Annotated in this window: 16 protein-coding genes; 3 read left to right on the top strand and 13 right to left on the bottom strand. The window is 46.0% G+C overall.

The features are described from left to right. The 6 genes from IE165_RS18535 to spt all read right to left on the bottom strand — a co-directional run. Positions 1-271: hypothetical protein (locus tag IE165_RS18535; RefSeq protein WP_229826600.1), on the bottom strand; the 271-nt coding region annotated here is incomplete at its 3' end. 289 nt (positions 272-560) lie between these two features. Beyond that, on the bottom strand, positions 561-971 hold the full coding sequence (locus IE165_RS16210) for a GtrA family protein (protein ID WP_229826599.1): 411 nt from the start codon (positions 969-971) through the stop codon (positions 561-563). Then, positions 955-1,659, bottom strand: a complete 705-nt coding sequence (locus IE165_RS16205; RefSeq protein ID WP_189627693.1) for a CDP-alcohol phosphatidyltransferase family protein — start codon at positions 1,657-1,659, stop codon at positions 955-957. The genes IE165_RS16210 and IE165_RS16205 overlap by 17 nt, the downstream gene beginning before the upstream one ends. Before the next feature lie 10 nt (positions 1,660-1,669). Continuing rightward, the gene (locus IE165_RS16200; RefSeq protein WP_189627692.1) at positions 1,670-2,662 is read right to left on the bottom strand and encodes an NAD-dependent epimerase/dehydratase family protein; all 993 of its coding nucleotides are present in this window, start codon (positions 2,660-2,662) and stop codon (positions 1,670-1,672) included. Next, on the bottom strand, positions 2,659-3,780 hold the full coding sequence (locus IE165_RS16195; RefSeq protein ID WP_189627691.1) for a hypothetical protein: 1,122 nt from the start codon (positions 3,778-3,780) through the stop codon (positions 2,659-2,661). The genes IE165_RS16200 and IE165_RS16195 overlap by 4 nt, the downstream gene beginning before the upstream one ends. 4 nt (positions 3,781-3,784) lie before the next feature. Next, a complete protein-coding gene (gene spt, locus IE165_RS16190) occupies positions 3,785-4,993 on the bottom strand; it encodes a serine palmitoyltransferase (RefSeq protein WP_189627690.1) in 1,209 nt (402 codons plus the stop codon). 357 nt (positions 4,994-5,350) lie between these two features. On the opposite strand from spt, the gene smpB reads away from it, so the two are divergent. Together smpB and IE165_RS16180 are read left to right on the top strand one after the other, a co-directional pair. After that, on the top strand, positions 5,351-5,806 hold the full coding sequence (smpB, locus tag IE165_RS16185) for an SsrA-binding protein SmpB (RefSeq protein ID WP_189627689.1): 456 nt from the start codon (positions 5,351-5,353) through the stop codon (positions 5,804-5,806). A gap of 296 nt (positions 5,807-6,102) precedes the next feature. Then, entirely contained in the window at positions 6,103-7,182 is a 1,080-nt protein-coding gene (locus tag IE165_RS16180) for an NADH:flavin oxidoreductase/NADH oxidase (RefSeq protein WP_189627688.1), read from the top strand. Between the two features lie 14 nt (positions 7,183-7,196). On the opposite strand, the gene IE165_RS16175 is transcribed toward IE165_RS16180, so the two are convergent. The 3 genes from IE165_RS16175 to IE165_RS16165 are packed head-to-tail and all read right to left on the bottom strand — an operon-like array spanning position 7,197 to position 10,149. Next, positions 7,197-7,601 (bottom strand): acyl-CoA thioesterase, encoded by a 405-nt coding sequence (locus IE165_RS16175; RefSeq protein WP_189627687.1) that lies wholly within the window; start codon positions 7,599-7,601, stop codon positions 7,197-7,199. Between the two features lie 28 nt (positions 7,602-7,629). Continuing rightward, a complete protein-coding gene (locus tag IE165_RS16170; RefSeq protein WP_189627686.1) occupies positions 7,630-9,432 on the bottom strand; it encodes a MutS-related protein in 1,803 nt (600 codons plus the stop codon). A gap of 60 nt (positions 9,433-9,492) precedes the next feature. After that, on the bottom strand, positions 9,493-10,149 hold the full coding sequence (locus tag IE165_RS16165; RefSeq protein ID WP_189627685.1) for a protein-L-isoaspartate(D-aspartate) O-methyltransferase: 657 nt from the start codon (positions 10,147-10,149) through the stop codon (positions 9,493-9,495). Between the two features lie 198 nt (positions 10,150-10,347). Between IE165_RS16165 and IE165_RS16160 the strand changes: the two genes are divergently transcribed. Further along, positions 10,348-11,199 (top strand): DUF4886 domain-containing protein, encoded by an 852-nt coding sequence (locus tag IE165_RS16160; protein ID WP_189627684.1) that lies wholly within the window; start codon positions 10,348-10,350, stop codon positions 11,197-11,199. Positions 11,200-11,207: 8 nt separating this feature from the next. Here the strand turns inward: IE165_RS16160 and IE165_RS16155 are convergent, their stop codons facing one another. From IE165_RS16155 to IE165_RS16140, 4 genes are all read right to left on the bottom strand, one after another. After that, a complete protein-coding gene (locus IE165_RS16155; RefSeq protein WP_189627683.1) occupies positions 11,208-13,391 on the bottom strand; it encodes a DUF4954 family protein in 2,184 nt (727 codons plus the stop codon). 5 nt (positions 13,392-13,396) lie between these two features. Further along, positions 13,397-15,238, bottom strand: a complete 1,842-nt coding sequence (gene glmS / locus IE165_RS16150; RefSeq protein ID WP_189627682.1) for a glutamine--fructose-6-phosphate transaminase (isomerizing) — start codon at positions 15,236-15,238, stop codon at positions 13,397-13,399. Between the two features lie 251 nt (positions 15,239-15,489). After that, positions 15,490-16,071 (bottom strand): hypothetical protein, encoded by a 582-nt coding sequence (locus IE165_RS16145; protein WP_189627681.1) that lies wholly within the window; start codon positions 16,069-16,071, stop codon positions 15,490-15,492. Between the two features lie 63 nt (positions 16,072-16,134). Next, the gene (locus IE165_RS16140) at positions 16,135-17,595 is read right to left on the bottom strand and encodes a beta-helix domain-containing protein (protein ID WP_189627680.1); all 1,461 of its coding nucleotides are present in this window, start codon (positions 17,593-17,595) and stop codon (positions 16,135-16,137) included. Between the last annotated feature and the right edge of the window lie 26 nt (positions 17,596-17,621).

Here is a 17,621-nt window from a genome sequence, read left to right as displayed (position 1 = left end):
AAAGAACTTCTATCGCCGCCGCGTCGCGCTTTGGCTTTTTATATATCGTGGCATCGCTGCCCGAACTATCTTTTTTCTTTCCCTCCTTCTCGTTGGGACTGCAAAGGTAGAAGATTTTTCCGGTCCCGCAAAATAAAATTGAACTTTTTTTCTGCCCCTGTGGGGCCCGAAACCGTGGAACCGACCCGTTAAAGGCCTTTTCCGTCTTCTGTTTTTCGCTTTTCAACCGTCCCTCCCTTGCGGAGTGGTGCAAAGATAGGAACTTTGGCATATATCCTGCAAACTATTCCAGCTTATTTATTAGCCATAGACCGCAACAAGCTGGTGCAGTGAAGGATAATTTACGAACCCTGCTTAAGTCCGTCCCGCTTCGGTTGCAAGAACAGTAATAACGAACGTGCACATCGGATTATTGTGCACCGCATGCAATTATTTTTGGAATGGTGAGCGATCTGCTGTGCAAAAAATCGTACGGGTTCGATATAGCTACGACTATTAAAGCACACGAAGAAACGGCGTAGGTGATTATAATGAAGCGAGATTTCGCTACCTAAGGGAAGCTACTTCCGAAAAACCCAGTATTTTTGCAGCGTGAAGTTGAAACCAAGGGAAACCAAAATTTCCACGATCAATTTGGAATAAAAAGGATTAAAAAACAGGTAGTCGACAAGCAAATAAATCCCGGTTGATTTCAGTGTTATACTCCCTATGACAACGAGCACAAACTTCCAAATTTGCTTACCAATCGCTGTCGTTTTATTATCAAAGGCCCAATAACGATTAAGAAGAAAGTTAACGATGGCACCTAGCGATCCGCTTATCACATTAGCACCATGTGCTGAATAGGCCAACATTTGAAGGCAATAGGTATAAATGGCAAAGTCGGATAGTCCCCCAAGGAAGGCAGAGATCTGCGCTTTACCGAAGGAAAGCATGAAATCGCGTGCTGGAAACCTATAGTTCTGCTTCATGGGGTACCACTTCTTCTTTTTTCCTTGCCTTGTCCTCCCAGTCTTTCAAATCCCCTAGATGCAACAACTTCTTGGTATCAACGCAATTGATAACGAAAAGTCCCGCACAGATGCCGATCACCAAATAGTTGATACTCCCGGGGAAAAGCACTTCCGCCAAAAGCACGGCGCAGATCACCACACGTATTTCGGTGGGCCCCATGACCCCCGCGTCGATGGTATATTTATCCGTGATCCGGTAGCGCAACTGCGAGATAATCATGGCCCAGCCATATAGCGACACCAATGCGAACCCCGAATACTTGAAGTCGCCAGGCGCGTAAAAAACATATCCTAAGCCTATCATCACCGTACTGATCCAGTCCATCACGATATCCAGCGCGAAACCGTACCACTTGCGCGACTTATTTCTGTAAAAAGCTATACGACCGTCCAACGAATCGCCGAACCATTGCACAAAAAAACCCACTATTCCCAAAAGCAACAAGGGTCTTGCCACGTATTCTGCCAACAGGAAACTGCCCAAAATCATCACAGAACCCAAAAACCCAATCGCTGTAAGGCCGTCAGAAGATATAGTATTCGGGATGCGAGGCACCAGATAAGAAATAAATTTCTGTTCGGGTACACTTAAAATATTTGTTCTTTTCCGATCTTCGAAAAGTTTTTTGTTGATTTCTTGACTCATAAGGTGCTGTTTAGAACCATTTGTTTTGCTTATACCAGAGCAAACTTTCTCTTAAGCCGCTGGCTAAATTATACTTTGGTTTGTAATGTAAGATATCCTTCGCCCTAGCGATATCGCAGCTCCAGTTTTGAGCTGTCAATTCGCCGATCCGCTCTGGGTAGATGACCGGTGTTTGCTTGGAGTTACGATAGAGCCATTGCGCTAATTTCGCCAGTTTGGATACCATGCCTACGGATACGTGAATCCTAAAAAGTTTCTTGGCAAACGTTTCTTTAAAAATATCGGCCATGGCATACCGGGAATAGGTTTGCCCGTCGGTAATATTAAAAAATGTCAGCCCATGCTGAGGGGCAACACAAGCATTTAGTAAAAGCCCCGCTAAATCCTTGACGTACACAAAGGATAATTTTTGTGGTGCTCTGCCGATGTAGGCATCAAGACCTTTGTCCATCGTGCGAAAGAGGATGAACAGATCTTTTTCCCTTGGCCCATAGACTGCAGTCGGCCGCACCACGGTAATGGGTTTATCCGAAAACTTCGACTTGATCATCTCCTCGGCAGCCTGTTTGCTGCGACCATATCGGGTAATAGGGCTGTAAGGAGCTTCGTCCGTAATTTCAGCATCATAAGCTACCGGACCGATAGCCGCCAGGCTACTTACAAAAACAAACCGTTGTGGAGGCGCAACACTATGGAAAGCCCCATGCAACAGACGTTCCGTGACACCGACGTTGACGGCATACATTTCCTTTTCCGACTTAGCCTTTGTCAATGCTGCAGCATGAATCACGTAGTCGTATCGCTGTGTGTCAAAAAAATTGCGTAGTTCCTCCATATCGTCAAAATTTGGATAGACAAACTGACGAACACAAGACTTGATAGCAGTAAGATCACTTGATTTTCTAACGGCGGCGTGCACTTCGTGCCCAGCGTCTGCGGCAGCTTGTGCCAAATGAGAACCCACAAAGCCACTAGCGCCCGTGATTAGAATCTTCTTTTTCATATTGATTTTTCGTACAGGCGATAGCGCTTGTACAACTCGCCGTTGATCTGTTCAATGGCATGATTCATCATGTAATTATGATCCAACATCCACGAACATTCTGCAGCAACGATACCCGAAGGAATCGCATTTTTTATAATATATCCATATAAACAGGCTTCGATCCCCAATTTGCGGTAGCCGTCCAATACGCCAAGCATCAACACCCGAATGGTTTTGATCTTTTTCAACCCGAAAAGAAGCTTCCATATACCGAAGGGCAACAGTCGTCCGCGCTTGATCTTGATTTGCACCTCATTGATATTCGGGATACCAAGAGCAAAGCCAATGACTTCGCCATCTTTTTCTGCCACGATACAGTATTTGGGATCGACGATCATTTTGAGATCTTTCGCGGTATGATTGAATTCCTCATCGGTCATCGGCACAAAGCCTAGATTTTTATCCCACGCTTTGTTGTACACCTGTTTGATCTTTTTGGCTTCGTTGGCAAAATCCTTCAGATTAATCTGCCGAAGTATAATTCCGGATCTTTTTAGCCGTTCCTCCAAACGATCCAATAGCAACACCGAGCGTTGGTTTGCTGTTTCCGTGGTTACGTAATAAGCTCTTAAATCCACCTTATCGGCAAAGCCAGCTTGTTTGATCAGCTCCATATAATAGGGCGGATTATAGGGCATCATTGCCATGGGCGGTTGGTCAAAACCCTGCACGAGCAAACCGCAGGTATCATTCGTCGTAAGATTGATAGGGCCAACGATACGGTCGGCACCTTTGCCTTTCACCCAACTTTCTGCGGTTTCCAACAGTCGATTGGCTACCTCCTGATCGTTTATGCTCTCGAAAAAACCGAACTGTCCTTCCGAAACATTGTTGAAGGCATTATGGTTGGTGTTCCATATCGCAAGCACGCGCCCCACCAAAGCGCCATCTTGGTAAGCCAAAAAGGCCTGCGCTTGGGAATGTTTATAGAAAGGATGCTTATTACTCGATAATAGATCTTGCTGTCCCAAAAAAAGCTCTGGTACATAATTGGGATCCTTCGCATAGAGATCATGCGGCAGATCGATGAATTTCGCAAGTTGCTTTTTCGTTAAGACAGGCAGGATCTCGACCATATCGTTAGTTCATAAAGGATTCTACTTCTACGGTTTTGAACACTTTCGCCATTTTGTCCACCGCTTCATCAATTTGATCGAAGGTATGCGTTGCCATCAGGGAGAAACGAATCAATGACTCTTCTGCAGGTACAGCAGGGGCAACAACGGGATTGACAAACACGCCACTATCTTGCAGCATTTTTGTCACGTAATAGGTTTTGTCGTTATTTCGGACGAAAATGGGTAGGATAGGACTTTCCGTAGATCCCAAATCAAAGCCGTTATCCAACAACAGCTTTTTCGCATAGTTGGTATTGGCCCACAGCTTTTCAATATGTTCGGGTTCCGATTGGATAATTTCCAATGCCTTTAACGTGGATGCAACCGATGCAGGCGTCATGCTGGCACTGAACATAAGGGAGCGTGCGCGGTGCTTGAGGTATTCTATCGTCTGCGCATCTGCAGCGACGAAACCACCTAAAGAAGCCAAGGACTTGCTGAATGTCCCCATGATCAAATCAACGTTTTCCGTTAAACCAAAATGGGACGATGTACCCGCACCGCGGTCGCCAATGACCCCCAAACTATGGGCATCATCACATAAAATGGCTGCATCATATTCTTCGGCAATGGCCACCATGTCGGGCAAATTAACGATATCACCTTCCATGCTGAAAATACCATCCGTGGCAATGAGCTTCAGGCTATCTTCGGGCAGCCTGGACATTTTAGCGCGCAAGTCATCCATATCATTGTGCGCGTATTTGATCACTTTTGAGAATGACAACCTACTGCCATCGATGATGGATGCATGATTTCGCTCATCCAAAAGAATATAATCATTACGGCCTGTTAAACATGACAAAGGGCCTAAATTGGATTGAAATCCTGTACTGAACAAAATAGCAGCCTCTTTTCCCACATAACTAGCCAACTTCTCTTCCAACTCCACATGGATATCCAACGTGCCATTCAAAAAACGAGAACCGGCACAACCTGTACCATATTTTGCTAAAGCATCTTGGGCAGCCTCTATGATTCGTACGTCTGTTGTCAACCCTAGATAAGAGTTTGATCCGAACATCAATACACGCTTCCCATCAATAATCACCTCCGTATCTTGCTTGGACTGAATAGGTCTAAAATACGCATAAAGATTATTAGACTTGATGGGCTCCAGTTCACTCTCTAGGAACTTAGACGTTCTTTCACTTAACTTTCCCTTACTCATGCTGTAGGTATTCTATTTTTTGTGATATAATTTCTATAATGTAAGCTGACTTAACTTTTGACCTTCGCACATTAAACGTCAAAAATATAATTATAAACAAAAATATACAATTTTACGTTTCTAACACGGATGGGCATCAAAAAAAGACATCATCTGACAACCTATTAAAAACCAATATTGTATACATTCAGCTCAAAAAAAACCGCTGCAAACATACGAAACTCGATTGATTTAACCTCATTTAAAAACCATATGAATATCATAAAATTAAATTATTGTTAAGAGATTAGCAATAGTTTGCAATTAAAAGTTCCACAAAAGTTTTAATTCTTTACTTTTGCCATTTACAGGAATAACATGGCACTATCATCCACTATCAATATAAAGAATAAGCGCGCATCCTTCGAATACCATTTATTGGAACGATACACGGCCGGCATACGGTTATTGGGTACAGAAATCAAATCGATCCGGGAGGGGAAGGCAAATATCAACGACAGCTTCTGCAGTTTCCTTGAAGACGGTTTATATATACGGAATATGCACATTGCTGAATACTCTTTTGGATCCTTCTACAATCATGAAGCGAAGCGCGATCGGCAACTATTGCTGACCAAACGGGAAATGAAAAAACTTCGTGACAAAGGGGAAGAAAAAGGCTTCACTATTGTGCCGCTTCGGATATTCATCAGTGAACGTGGCTTTGCAAAGGTGGAAATTGCTTTGGCGCAAGGAAAAAAAGACTTTGACAAGCGGGAGACATTAAAGGAAAGGGAGAGCAAACGGGAGCTTGACCGGGCGATGAAACGCTAAGGGTCGGTTGGCTGCAGCGAGCATCCCGTCGCCTGATACAAGTCGGACTATATTCGACACAGGGCGAAACATGTTGATTTTTTCAGACGAAATAAAGTTCGCTTTTTACCTAGGAAAGACAAACTTAAATACGCAAAGGGGGGTTATGAAAATAATCCCCCTTTTTTGGCGATGACAGACAGTATGCAGTGGGGTCATGGAATATCAAAAGATTAGGGCGCGGCTAAGCTGCCATCATATAGCAATCTTGCGCGCCGGCAGACAGCAGCGAATAACTTAAAGAAAAAATATAGCTTATGGCAAAAATAATACAGGCATTTCCGCTTTCCAACATGGAACTTCCAAATCGCGTAGTGGTATCACCGATGTGTCAATATTCCGGATACGATGGTTTTGCCAATGACTGGCATTTGGTTCATCTTGGACAGTTTGCGATCGGTAAAGCCGGCGCCGTAATCCAAGAAGCTACCGCCATTGCTCCAGAGGGGCGCATATCCTTCTGGGATCTTGGGATTTGGAAAGACGATCATATAGAAAAGTATAGGCAGATTACGACCTTCATCAAATCACAAGGGAGTATTCCAGGCATCCAATTGGCACATGCAGGCAGAAAGGGTAGCGATCGCAAGCCTTGGGAGGGCAAGGCACAATATCTGCCGGAACATGAATTTGGCTGGCAAACGGTAGCCCCCTCTGCTATTCCCTTCCATGAAAAAGATCACCCCCCTTTGGAATTGAGCCGAACAGCAATTCAGGATATTGTTGTCCGGTTTCGGGAGGCCGCAGAACGTGCCATCAAATCGGGTTACGAAATTATTGAAATACATGCCGCCCACGGTTACCTTATCCACCAATTCCTTTCCCCATTGGTCAATCTGCGGAATGATGAGTATGGGGGGAGCTTTGAAAACCGGATCCGCTTTCTACTGGAGGTCGTTGATGCTGTCGCCCCCCTCACCGCTAATCAGTCCTTATGGGTGAGAATATCGGCCAGCGACTGGGCCGAGGGAGGATGGGATGTCGAACAGAGTGTGGCGCTTGCGAAGATTTTGAAAGAACGAGGCGTTGAAGTGATCGATGTTTCTTCGGGTGGTGCTGTGCGTCATCAAAAGATCGATGTTGGCCCAAACTACCAGGTGCCATTTGCTGAGAAAATAAAACGGGAGAGTGGCCTCATCACGGCAGCCGTCGGGATGATTACATCGGGGATACAGGCAGAAGCTATTGTGGAAAATGAGCAGGCCGACTTGGTTTTGGTTGCGCGTGCTTTCTTAGACGACCCACATTTCGTTTACCATGCTGCGGCCGATTTGGCGGCCGACTTGGATTGGGCCGAGCAGTATGCTCGGGCAAAAGGTACAATAGAGAGGGGCTAGCCCCTCTTTAAAACCTACTCGTCGATATCAAGCCCCGACAGGACTGGGATGGGCCTTTTCTCATCATCCAAGGCTACAAATGTGAACATCCCCTGGATAGCCAGCTCACGCCCCTCCTCATACATCTTTTCAAGGTATATCTCGACCTTGACCTTCAGACTGGTACGCCCAATGCTCGCAACCTTCGCCACCGCTTCGATAATACTTCCGGAAGGAATAGCCTTTTCAAAGTCAATACGGTCTGTCGATACCGTGACCAGCCGTTTACGACAAAAGCGGGTGGCTGCCATGAACGACACTTCATCCATAATAGCCATGGCCTTTCCCCCAAAAAGGGTATCGTGATGATTTGTTAAAAAGGGGAAAACCGTTGTGCACACGCGGGTTTCCGTGCGCGTAATCCTTTCTTCTACTGTCATTATTCGTTATTTGTTAATATAAATAGTCTTATGCCTGCTCTACATCGATCCCAATCCCTTTCAGCAACATGGAAGCATTGAATATGGTGCAGCGTCCGTGCTTCAATTTGTAATCGAACAACATTTCTCCTTCGGAGACCTGAATGTCAAAGTGGTAATTTTGCACTTTGCCGGCATACTCCTCCTCGAGCGTAGCCAACTGCAGATCGTGTGTGGCAACCATACCTTTTCCCTGCATACTGATGAGCTTTTGGATAATAGCACGCGAGCCTAAGTACTTATCTACGGAGTTGGTGCCCCGCAACATTTCGTCGATCAGGAAAAAACTATGCGGGTCTTGGCCTACCGTATCGAGGATAAATCGCATTCGATCAAGCTCTGCTTTAAAGGTTGAGGTGCTTTCGTTCAGCGAATCCTTGATGCGCATATAGGAAATAAGGTGGCAGATGGGCAAGCTAAGCGAAGTGGCGCAGCAAACCGCTCCTGCATAAGCCAGCACGGCATTGATGCCTACCGTACGCAAAAACGTGCTTTTTCCAGCCATGTTAGAACCTGTAATCAAGGCGATATGATGCTCGGCGTTGCTGTAGTCATTAGCCACCGAATTGTTCGCTGCAATTAAAGGATGGGCGATATGTCGGCAAGTTATTGCACCGGTGGACTGATCCAAAATCTTAGGCATTGTCCATGCGGGTTCATTTCTTTTTAAGATAGCCAACGCGTTTAACGCTTCAAATTCTGCAATGACATCGAAAGCCACTAAGATATTCGCTTCGTATTTACCTTTCCATTGCACAATCTTCATGACGTATTTGAAATCCCAGAGCAAGAACATATTCAACAGGGCGCCAACCAGCATATTGTTGCGCGCATCCAAGTTGTCAATAAGTGACGATAGCTGCTTGAACGCGTCCGACAGGCGAGTATCTTTTACCCGCAGCTTTTCTTGCAAACCTATCGTCAGGCTGCTTTTGAAAGATTTTTTCTCCACAAGTGCTAGCCCTTCCGCATAGGCCGCAAGCACCTTTCCCACCTTATCTATCTTGCTTGAAAAGAGGCTTACCTTACCGCCCATTCTGAGGGTCCATAGCAGATGGAACAGCGCGAGTGTGCCCACATAGGGCCACAAAGGAACAGTAAAAACAGAAACGAGTATCAGTGCCAACATGATGTAAGGCACTATAGTGACATAGCGTTTGAGCAAGGTACCACCAAAAGACAATCCAGCATCTTGAAAATAGCGTGCAAGAAAGGATTTCATCTCTATTTTCTGAGAAAGATTAAATACGAGTTTAGCCTGAAATTGCTGGCTCCATACAACGTCATCTGCCATTTCTGCCGTGGCCTGTTGCCTTTGCTCAATAACCGATTTGTGCGCTGCCGATTTGAGCCATTGCGCTAAGGTGGCTTTCCCTAATTGTGTCGCCGCTCGGTTGATACGCGCAAAAAGCGAGAAATCGCCAAAAACATCAAGATCCGACGTATACGGATGCAGATTGTCTTCGAACTCTTGCCCCCCATCATACATATTATGGCGTGTATTTTTTACAGCAAGCTCGTTCTCATTGACAGAAAGAAAGGCGATTGCATCGGCTCTCTTCTGCTCCAATCGGCTCTGTCGCCGTATCAGGAAAACAAAAAGCAAAACAATACCAATCATCAACAGGAGTACCAAGGGCACATTGTTCCATTGAAAACTGTAGAACAATAAAGCGCCGCCACCGATAATGACAAATAGGCGCGCAAAACTATTGTTGTTGATGAGTTTATTTAGCTGTTGTATTTCCTCGGTAGAGGTTTTGATCTGATCTTGGTACTGCTGATATATCATGCGATAAAAATAGGAAAAGCTTGGCAGTACCAAGCTTTTATTTCTATTTTAACAGCCATTTTACCAAGCTTGATCTCCTACTAGGGGCACGAATCGAAACGTATCCAGCTCGATACGTTCAAAATCATTTTCCCCTACCCGCAGGATCGTCACCATCTTTTGGGATTTTTCATCTCCTACGGGAATGACGAGCAGGCCGCCATATCGCAACTGTTTCAGCATCAGCTCTGGTACGAAAGGCGCACCGGCGGTTACGATGATCTTATCGTAAGGTGCATGTCCGGGAATACCCTTAGAGCCATCTCCCAAAAAAAAATGCGGCTTATAGCCCATATAGGGCAGCACTTGAATCGTGCGTTGGTACAGGGATTCCTGCCGTTCTATGGTGAACACCTCGGCACCTAGTTCCATCAAAATACAGGTTTGGTATCCCGATCCAGTCCCTATCTCGAGCACCTTGTCCCCTTTTTTCACGTGCAACAACTCCGACTGATAAGCCACCGTGTAGGGTTGTGAAATGGTCTGTCCATCCCCGATAGGAAAAGCGATATCGCGGTAAGCTTGATTCCAGAAAGTTTCGTCGAAGAAAAAATGGCGAGGCACTTTGCCTATTGCCTGGAGCACCCTTTTATCTTCAATCCCCCGTTTTTCCAAGGTGTTTACCAGCTGCTTTCGCGCACCTTTTTCTCGGTAATTATCTACAAACTTATACGCCATTGTAGCTCAAAAATACCATTGTTGGGTCACATTTCGGGCATTAAAGTGCAAAATGTTTAAGGTCAAGGCGCTATAAACGGAGGCTATTCCTTATCTTCGTTGGGCGCTGGCTGCTGTCAAATAATGTGCAAACCCGCAATTGTTCGCCAGCGGCTTTCGACCTATTGCGTAGCAGCTCGGCCTCCAAAAAAAAGAACCATGAAAAAAAACAGTTTCCTACTCCCCCTATTATTGATTATACAGCTTGTTTTTTATGTACAAGTCAGTGCTGCCGACGGTGTGTTGCGAATTTTAGCTATCGGCAACAGCTTTTCCGAAGATGGCATCGAAAACTACCTGCACGAGTTGGCCGCCGCCGCCGACAAGCAGATCATTATCGGCAATCTATACATCGGTGGAGCGCCCCTTTCGTTGCATGCCAAAAATGTCCGTGAAGATCGTCACGACTATAGCTATAGAAAGGTATTGCTAGATGGCAATAAAAAAACGAAAAATGGCGTCAGCATTGCCGAGGCGTTGAAAGACGAGCCATGGGACTACATCAGTTTCCAACAAGCGAGTCCGCTTTCAGGCAATTATGCGAACATCATGGAAAGCTTACCGGAACTTGTACAATACGTAAGAGGGCAGGTGGGTCCTAAGCCGGCTTTTGTCTACCACCAAACTTGGGCTTACCAAAGGGATTCCAAGCATGAAGGATTTAAAAATTATGGCAACGACCAGTCGACTATGTACGGCGCTATCGCGGAAACTTCGAAAAAGATCAAACGTTCAGGTTATTTCCAAAAGATTATCCCGGCCGGAACGGCGATACAAAATGCGCGTAGCAGCTCTATAGGGGACAACTATACGCGTGATGGCTATCATCTACAGCTCGATTATGGCCGCTTTACCGCCGCATGCACCTGGTTCGAAAAGCTTTTCGGTGATGATGTCCGTAAAAATCCTTATAAACCTGCCGCTGTGACGGAGCTGCAAGCAAACGTGGCGAAGCGCGCAGCCCACAGCGCGGTAAGAAAACCCTTCCGCCTGTCAAAAATTAAGCTCTAGGATATACCCTAGAGCTTATGCGATAGACGTTCAACAGTGCGTTCAAAATCTAGCAAAGCGGCTTTCTCCTTATTGATAAAGTCGTTATCGGCTAGTTTGCCCACAACTTCTTCCATTTCAGCGTAAGAATCGTACAGCATTTGCTTGAATGTATTTTGATAATCTTTAGAACGGGCACTCTCTATTTCTGCACAGATCCACCGTTTGGTTTCCAAAGCATCGGTGAGCAGCGTCTGTAAGAAGGTGTCGTCCCATTCGCCGATCGAAGTACCTGAAATTTCGGCCAAGGCATGTACGGCGTGCACGAAGCGATCTCGTGGATACGCTCGACTCCATTCGTGGTAATATGCATGCATATCGTGCCAAGACGGCACCCCTCCCACCCGCACTTGATCCAATAGGTTATCCAGTTTTTGGCGCGGAACCAACTGTCCACCGATATTTTCAAAAGGCTCGCGTTGTCCACCGATCTCGGCTATATCAGTCCAAAAATCCACTGAAGAAGCACTGGCTTCCAGCGCATGGATAAGCTCCAGCGCCGCGTAATAACGGATCATGCGCCGATACACCAGATAAGCCTCTCTAGGTTTAGCGAGCACCACTTTACGCTTCGAATATTCGACATTATCCAATAGAATAGGTTGTCCCAGAAGCGACTCCTCCCCCAACAAGTGCAGTCGCCCGTTGGCAGACCACGTTTCCGGAGTAACACCCTCTCCGGAAAAAGTCTTTCCAACGGCTACTTCGATTTCACGCATGGCTTCGAACATTTCATTGATGGTATCCGGCGCCAACACATCATACTCTATATACTGATTTTTAAACTTACGCTTGTCGCGGGCTTGGAACTTTGACGTGTTACGCATCAACGCGTACATGTTATAAAGAAACCAATAGCCGGGCAATATCACGAGGCGATTGGTATCGACTTCATTGCTTACCAAGCAAAAAGGAAACTTAATATCCAATTCGTGCAGAAAATCCCCTTTCACGATCAGCGTGTAGGCTGCAAAACGGGAATTGTGTTTTAAACTGACGCAGAGCCCGGGCCAAAACCCTCTTCCTGCAACAATCTCGCCATCGGCGGCGCGCGAATTATGGTTGGACCCCACCGTAGCTCCCGCGGCCATGTTACTTTGTCCTTTCACCACCGATGCACATAAAAATGAATTATTATGGTGCTGTTCATGTGCTGGGAATATCAGTGAATTCAGGACTTCACAACAGGAGATTGTCGAATTATCCCCCAAAAAAGAATTGATCAAACGAGCGCCATACTTCAATTGCGAATTGGAAGAAAGGATAAAGCGCACCGCTTTGACGCCGTAAAAAATACGGCATCCATAGCCGATAATACCGTTCACCAACTCACAACCTTCGCCAATCTGGGTAAACGATTCGGAAGACGAGTTGATCGTTAGGTTTTTTAGTTTATTCACCCCTTTTATATACGCATCCGTTCCGATCTTTACATCTTTAATGGTATGTGTATTCTTGATCACAGATCGGTCTCCTATTTCGCTGTAGTGACCGTGCTCGACGCAAAAGTGCGCTTCCGCCATTTCTTGGAACCGGGTTTGCAAAACATGATCGTCCCGATAGCGAGACCATAGAAAAACATCACCAGCCTGCATGCCGTCAAAAGGCAAAACCGACCTCCCACCGTTCTCGTTACACAGTTCCAATCGTATCCTGCGCTCTTCTACATCGCCTCTTTTCAACATACCATTGCCGAACTTGGCACTGCTACTGGTCTCCATTTCGTTGATATTGGCGAGCATCACCTCGCTACCAACGACAAAATGGGACATATACCGCACATTGTGGACCGCCACCGTGCTGCCGAAATCGCAACTGATGACCGTAGAATTGTAAATTCCACAAGGCAGTTTCAGGTCGCGGAACTCCAGATAGACCTCTTGCATATCGCCAATACGCACCATGCCATAGAACCTATTGTTCTTTATTTGTTCCGGCAAAAAATGATCCGTAACCCATATATCCTGCCAATTGCTAGCGACATTATCCTGCCGAACAAGGCAATTTATTTCCGAATCGGTAAGCCTTCTAAACGTGTGGTCGGCAAAAAACTGCCGATTGCGGTAAACATACTCGTCCTGATCCTGCAAATAGGCCTCTGGAACAAAGTTGTAGCCTAGCTCTGTCAGCTTCTTTTTTACAATTTTTGACATATCGCTTATTCAACGGTTACCGATTTGGCCAGATTGCGCGGCTTGTCGACGTCAAGGCCTCGGTTAACGCCGATGTAATAAGACAATAGCTGCAAGGGGATAACGGATAGCAACGGCGCTATAACCTCATGCACCTGCGGTACTACCATGACATCGTCGGCAAGTCCGGCAACAACATTATCGCCTTGGGATATCACCGCGATGACTTGTCCTTTACGGGCTTTGATCTCTTGGATATTGCTGACGATTTTTTCATGGTAGCTGTCTTTCGTTGCCACAAACACCACGGGTAAATTTTCGTCTACCAGAGCAATAGGTCCATGCTTCATTTCAGCCGCTGGATAGCCCTCTGCGTGGATGTAGGATATTTCCTTGAGTTTGAGCGCACCTTCCAATGCGATTGGAAAATTAAATCCCCGACCTAGATACAGGAAGTCGCGAGCTTCAGCATATTTATTGGCGATCTCCTTAATGGCGGCATCCTGCTCCTGTAAGATATCGTGCACCAATTGCGGCACTTTTGCCAAATCGGCCAAGAGCTTATTGAACAGCGTTTGATCGATCGTCTGTTTATCGCGCGCTACTTTCAACGCGATCAAATACAGCACCGCGAGCTGCGCGGTGAACGCCTTGGTACTCGCCACGCCGATCTCGGGTCCGGCATGTGTATATGCACCAGCGTCCGACAACCGCGCGATGGATGAGCCGACCACATTCACTAAGCCGAAAATAGTGGCACCTTGTTTTTTTGCATTCTCAAGTGCCACCAACGTATCTGCCGTTTCGCCACTCTGTGAGATCGCAATGATGACATCTTTATCCGTAATAATCGGATTTCTATAACGGAACTCCGAAGCGTATTCGACCTCCACATTAATGCGGCACAACTCCTCTATCACATACTCTGCTAAAAGTCCAGCATGCCAGCTCGTCCCACAAGCGACTATGATGATCCGATTTGCCTCCATCAACTTGTCCTTGATCTTATCAACACCGCTCAGCGTGATATGCTTTTGTTCGGCGTCAAGCCTTCCGCGCAACGAATCAAATATGGTTTGCGGCTGCTCAAAAATTTCCTTCAGCATAAAATGATCGTAGCCCCCCTTCTCTATGGCTGCCAACTCCATATCCAGCTTCTGTACGAAAGGGGTAATCCGCTCATTCCCCAGATTTTTAAGAATGAGTTCATCGGGACGAACAATGGCCAATTCATAATCGTTGATATACACCACTTCTTTGGTATAGGCAAGCATAGGTGATGCATCGGACCCCAAATAGTGTGCATTGTTGCCAATACCAATAACCAATGGGCTTCCCTTCCGGGCGGCAATAATGGTGTCCGGCAAATCCGTATCGATCAGCAAAATCACATAAGCCCCCACGACGCGCTTCAACGCGACACGCACAGCCTCTTCCAACGTGCATTCATTATGGATCTTGATATCTTCGATAAAATTTAAGAGCACTTCGGAGTCGGTATCGCTTTTGAAGGTATAGCCTTTCTGCTGCAGCTCGCTTTTTAACTGCGCATAGTTTTCGATAATACCATTATGGATCATGGCGATATTGCCCGAGTTGGAGTAGTGCGGATGCGCATTTCTATCGGAAGGAACACCATGCGTCGCCCAGCGGGTATGGCCTATACCGACAGTTGCCTGGATATTTTTGCCATACACATAATCTTCCAAGACCGCAACCTTGCCTTCCTTTTTATAAACTTCTAGAGAATTGCCCGTATGCAGTGCCACACCAGCGCTATCATAGCCTCGATATTCTAATTTTTTTAATCCGTCAATAAGGATCGGATATGCTAAGTTGCTACCGACGTAGCCAACGATTCCACACATAAATTTGCTAAGTTTAATTTGTCAACAGGGGATAAATATATGCAAATTTTGCAACGCAAACGTTTGATTACCCGCTTTTATTGAAAAACTTTTTACGGTTTGCGCGAAGGGTCTCCCGGTTGAGCCGAAAAGCATCTGCGGGTTTATGGCGAGGTCTGTCTACAACAAAAAGAAAGGAGCAAGACGAGATCGAATTCGATCCCGTCTTGCTCCTTTACGGCCTTGTTAAAGGTCCTATTATAGCGTATTCGTCAATTGGGCGACATGCTGTATTCCGTCATCCGCACTTGCCACTTTCGCACTTCCTTATCGTAGTAGGTATTCTTATCCGGAAATTCGATATGTTCGGTATCTCCAATATTTTCGGTATAGTAAGGCGATAGATCATGTCCTGCTACCATTTCCGAAAAAAACACCTTTGTTTTTTCCGCCAACTGCGCGGGTTCCATCTTCCAGGTACGGTAGATTTCTTCGTATTCCTCTAATTCACCTGCGCTGTTTCGCTTTAATCTTCCGCCGGTCGCCACATACTTTTTCTTAAAGCTGGGTGCGATTCTCGACACTTCAAAATACGTATAGCCGTCCTTATCATTCGCAAAATATTTATCGAGCTGAATCAGCTCTGCCTGTGCGTTGTAGGCAGAATCGAAGCGTTGCTCAAATTTGGTAGCGTGCTCCGCATATTTTGGCAAGTGCCCTACAAAACGAACGATTTCCCGTTTAAATTCGCTTTGTTCTTCCTTGCTAAGTTGAGTCTCCGGCTTATATCGGTCTTCGTTTGCGCAGGCATGGAAGAAGAGGAAAGTAAGTATTCCAAAAACTAGTTTACGCATGTCTCGAGAAAATAAAAAAGCAAGAGTACGCATACTCTTGCTTGTATCGTTTAAACTATTGGATTAATATGCTGCCATCACCGGATTGAACTCTGTCCAACCGCGCGTCCAGTCGGTTGCACCAAAAGCACCACGGTAGGCTACGCTTGTATCAAATTCATTGGCGCGGTTTGCCTCTCTAAACTTCGGATAGTCAAAGTTTGCTCCGGTAGCCAAAGTACCTGATGTAACCGCAAAATTTTGGGTGCTAGGGTATTGTGTTATTACACGAAGACCTGTACCGAAGAACAAATCAGGATTAATTCCAAGCGCTTGGTAGGCTTGGGCTGTTTGAAAGTCGTTGCCTGCACCGACCGTGTTCGCGTTGGCTGCCAAATAGGCCGTTATAGAGGCTACAGGTGCAGTAGCTTCAGATCCTGAAATGACACCGGCCGTTCTTGCATAAAAAATGTTGTTTGCAATGACTCCACGATCCGCGTTGTCCACGCTGCTGTTTACATAGTTAGGGAATACCGACGACTGGTTCATACGAATAGCATTCGGGTATCCCACAAAAACAGAGTTAAAGATCGATCCAGCGACATTTCTACGTAAATCTACCGCATAGCGATAGTTTCCGCTGATGCTGTTATTGACATCATTGGTACGGATTGCGGGGCCGATCATCGTGAAGTTAGATGCAACGGCAGTGGTTTTGAAACGCGCCAAATTATTGTCGCCATCGGTATCCCACTCAAAACCATTCGACTCCGATTGGTCGGCATAGCTAGGATAACGTACGGACAACCCAAACTGCAAGTTTCCGGAGAACCCATTGTCTATATCGAAACAGTCATCCCACGTACCGAACACGATCAAATGATCACCATTTACATTTCCGCCGAACCACTCGATACCATCATCGCCACCGTAGGAAACTTGGATGTGATTAAATGTCGTTCCGCGACCTACAGCACCCAACGTGATCCCATTGGTTTCGTTATTTGGTGTTAATTCGATACCAGCAAATTCTACCCGGACATAAGACATCACACCGCTATTATCATCTTCACTCGTTCCACCATACTGCGCAGCAGGTGTAATTCCTTCTACGCTGGGATTTTCCAAGTTTACAGGCGCACGTCCCAACAGCACGATACCGCCCCAATCTCCGCGGTCGCGATCGCCAGGAGCTTGGTTTGATGTGAAGACGATAGGCGCAGTCGCCGTACCTTCTGCCATGATTTGGCCACCGCGATCGATGATCAACGTACCTCTTGACGAGCGTTCTCCCGCTATAATGGTGCCCGGCTCAATTGTCAAAACCTGGCCGGAACGTACGAAGACTTGCCCCGACAGCAGATATTTGTTGCGAGCAGACAGCGTTTGCGTAGCGATATTACCTGATAATACCACATACGTATCTTCGGGCGTAGTAGGTTCTGGATTCGAGTCCGAACTACAAGCTGAAAAGGTTAATGCTGCGGCAAACAATGCACATACAGCTTGCTTACCGACATTGTTAAATAAAAATTCAAATTTCATCTTTTTTTACTTTTAATGAGACAATG

It is taken from the genome of Sphingobacterium griseoflavum, from assembly GCF_014653155.1.
Classification (GTDB): Bacteria; Bacteroidota; Bacteroidia; order Sphingobacteriales; family Sphingobacteriaceae; genus Sphingobacterium; species Sphingobacterium griseoflavum.
Note: the sequence above shows the minus strand (reverse complement) of the source record. Positions and strands in the feature narration are given on the sequence as shown.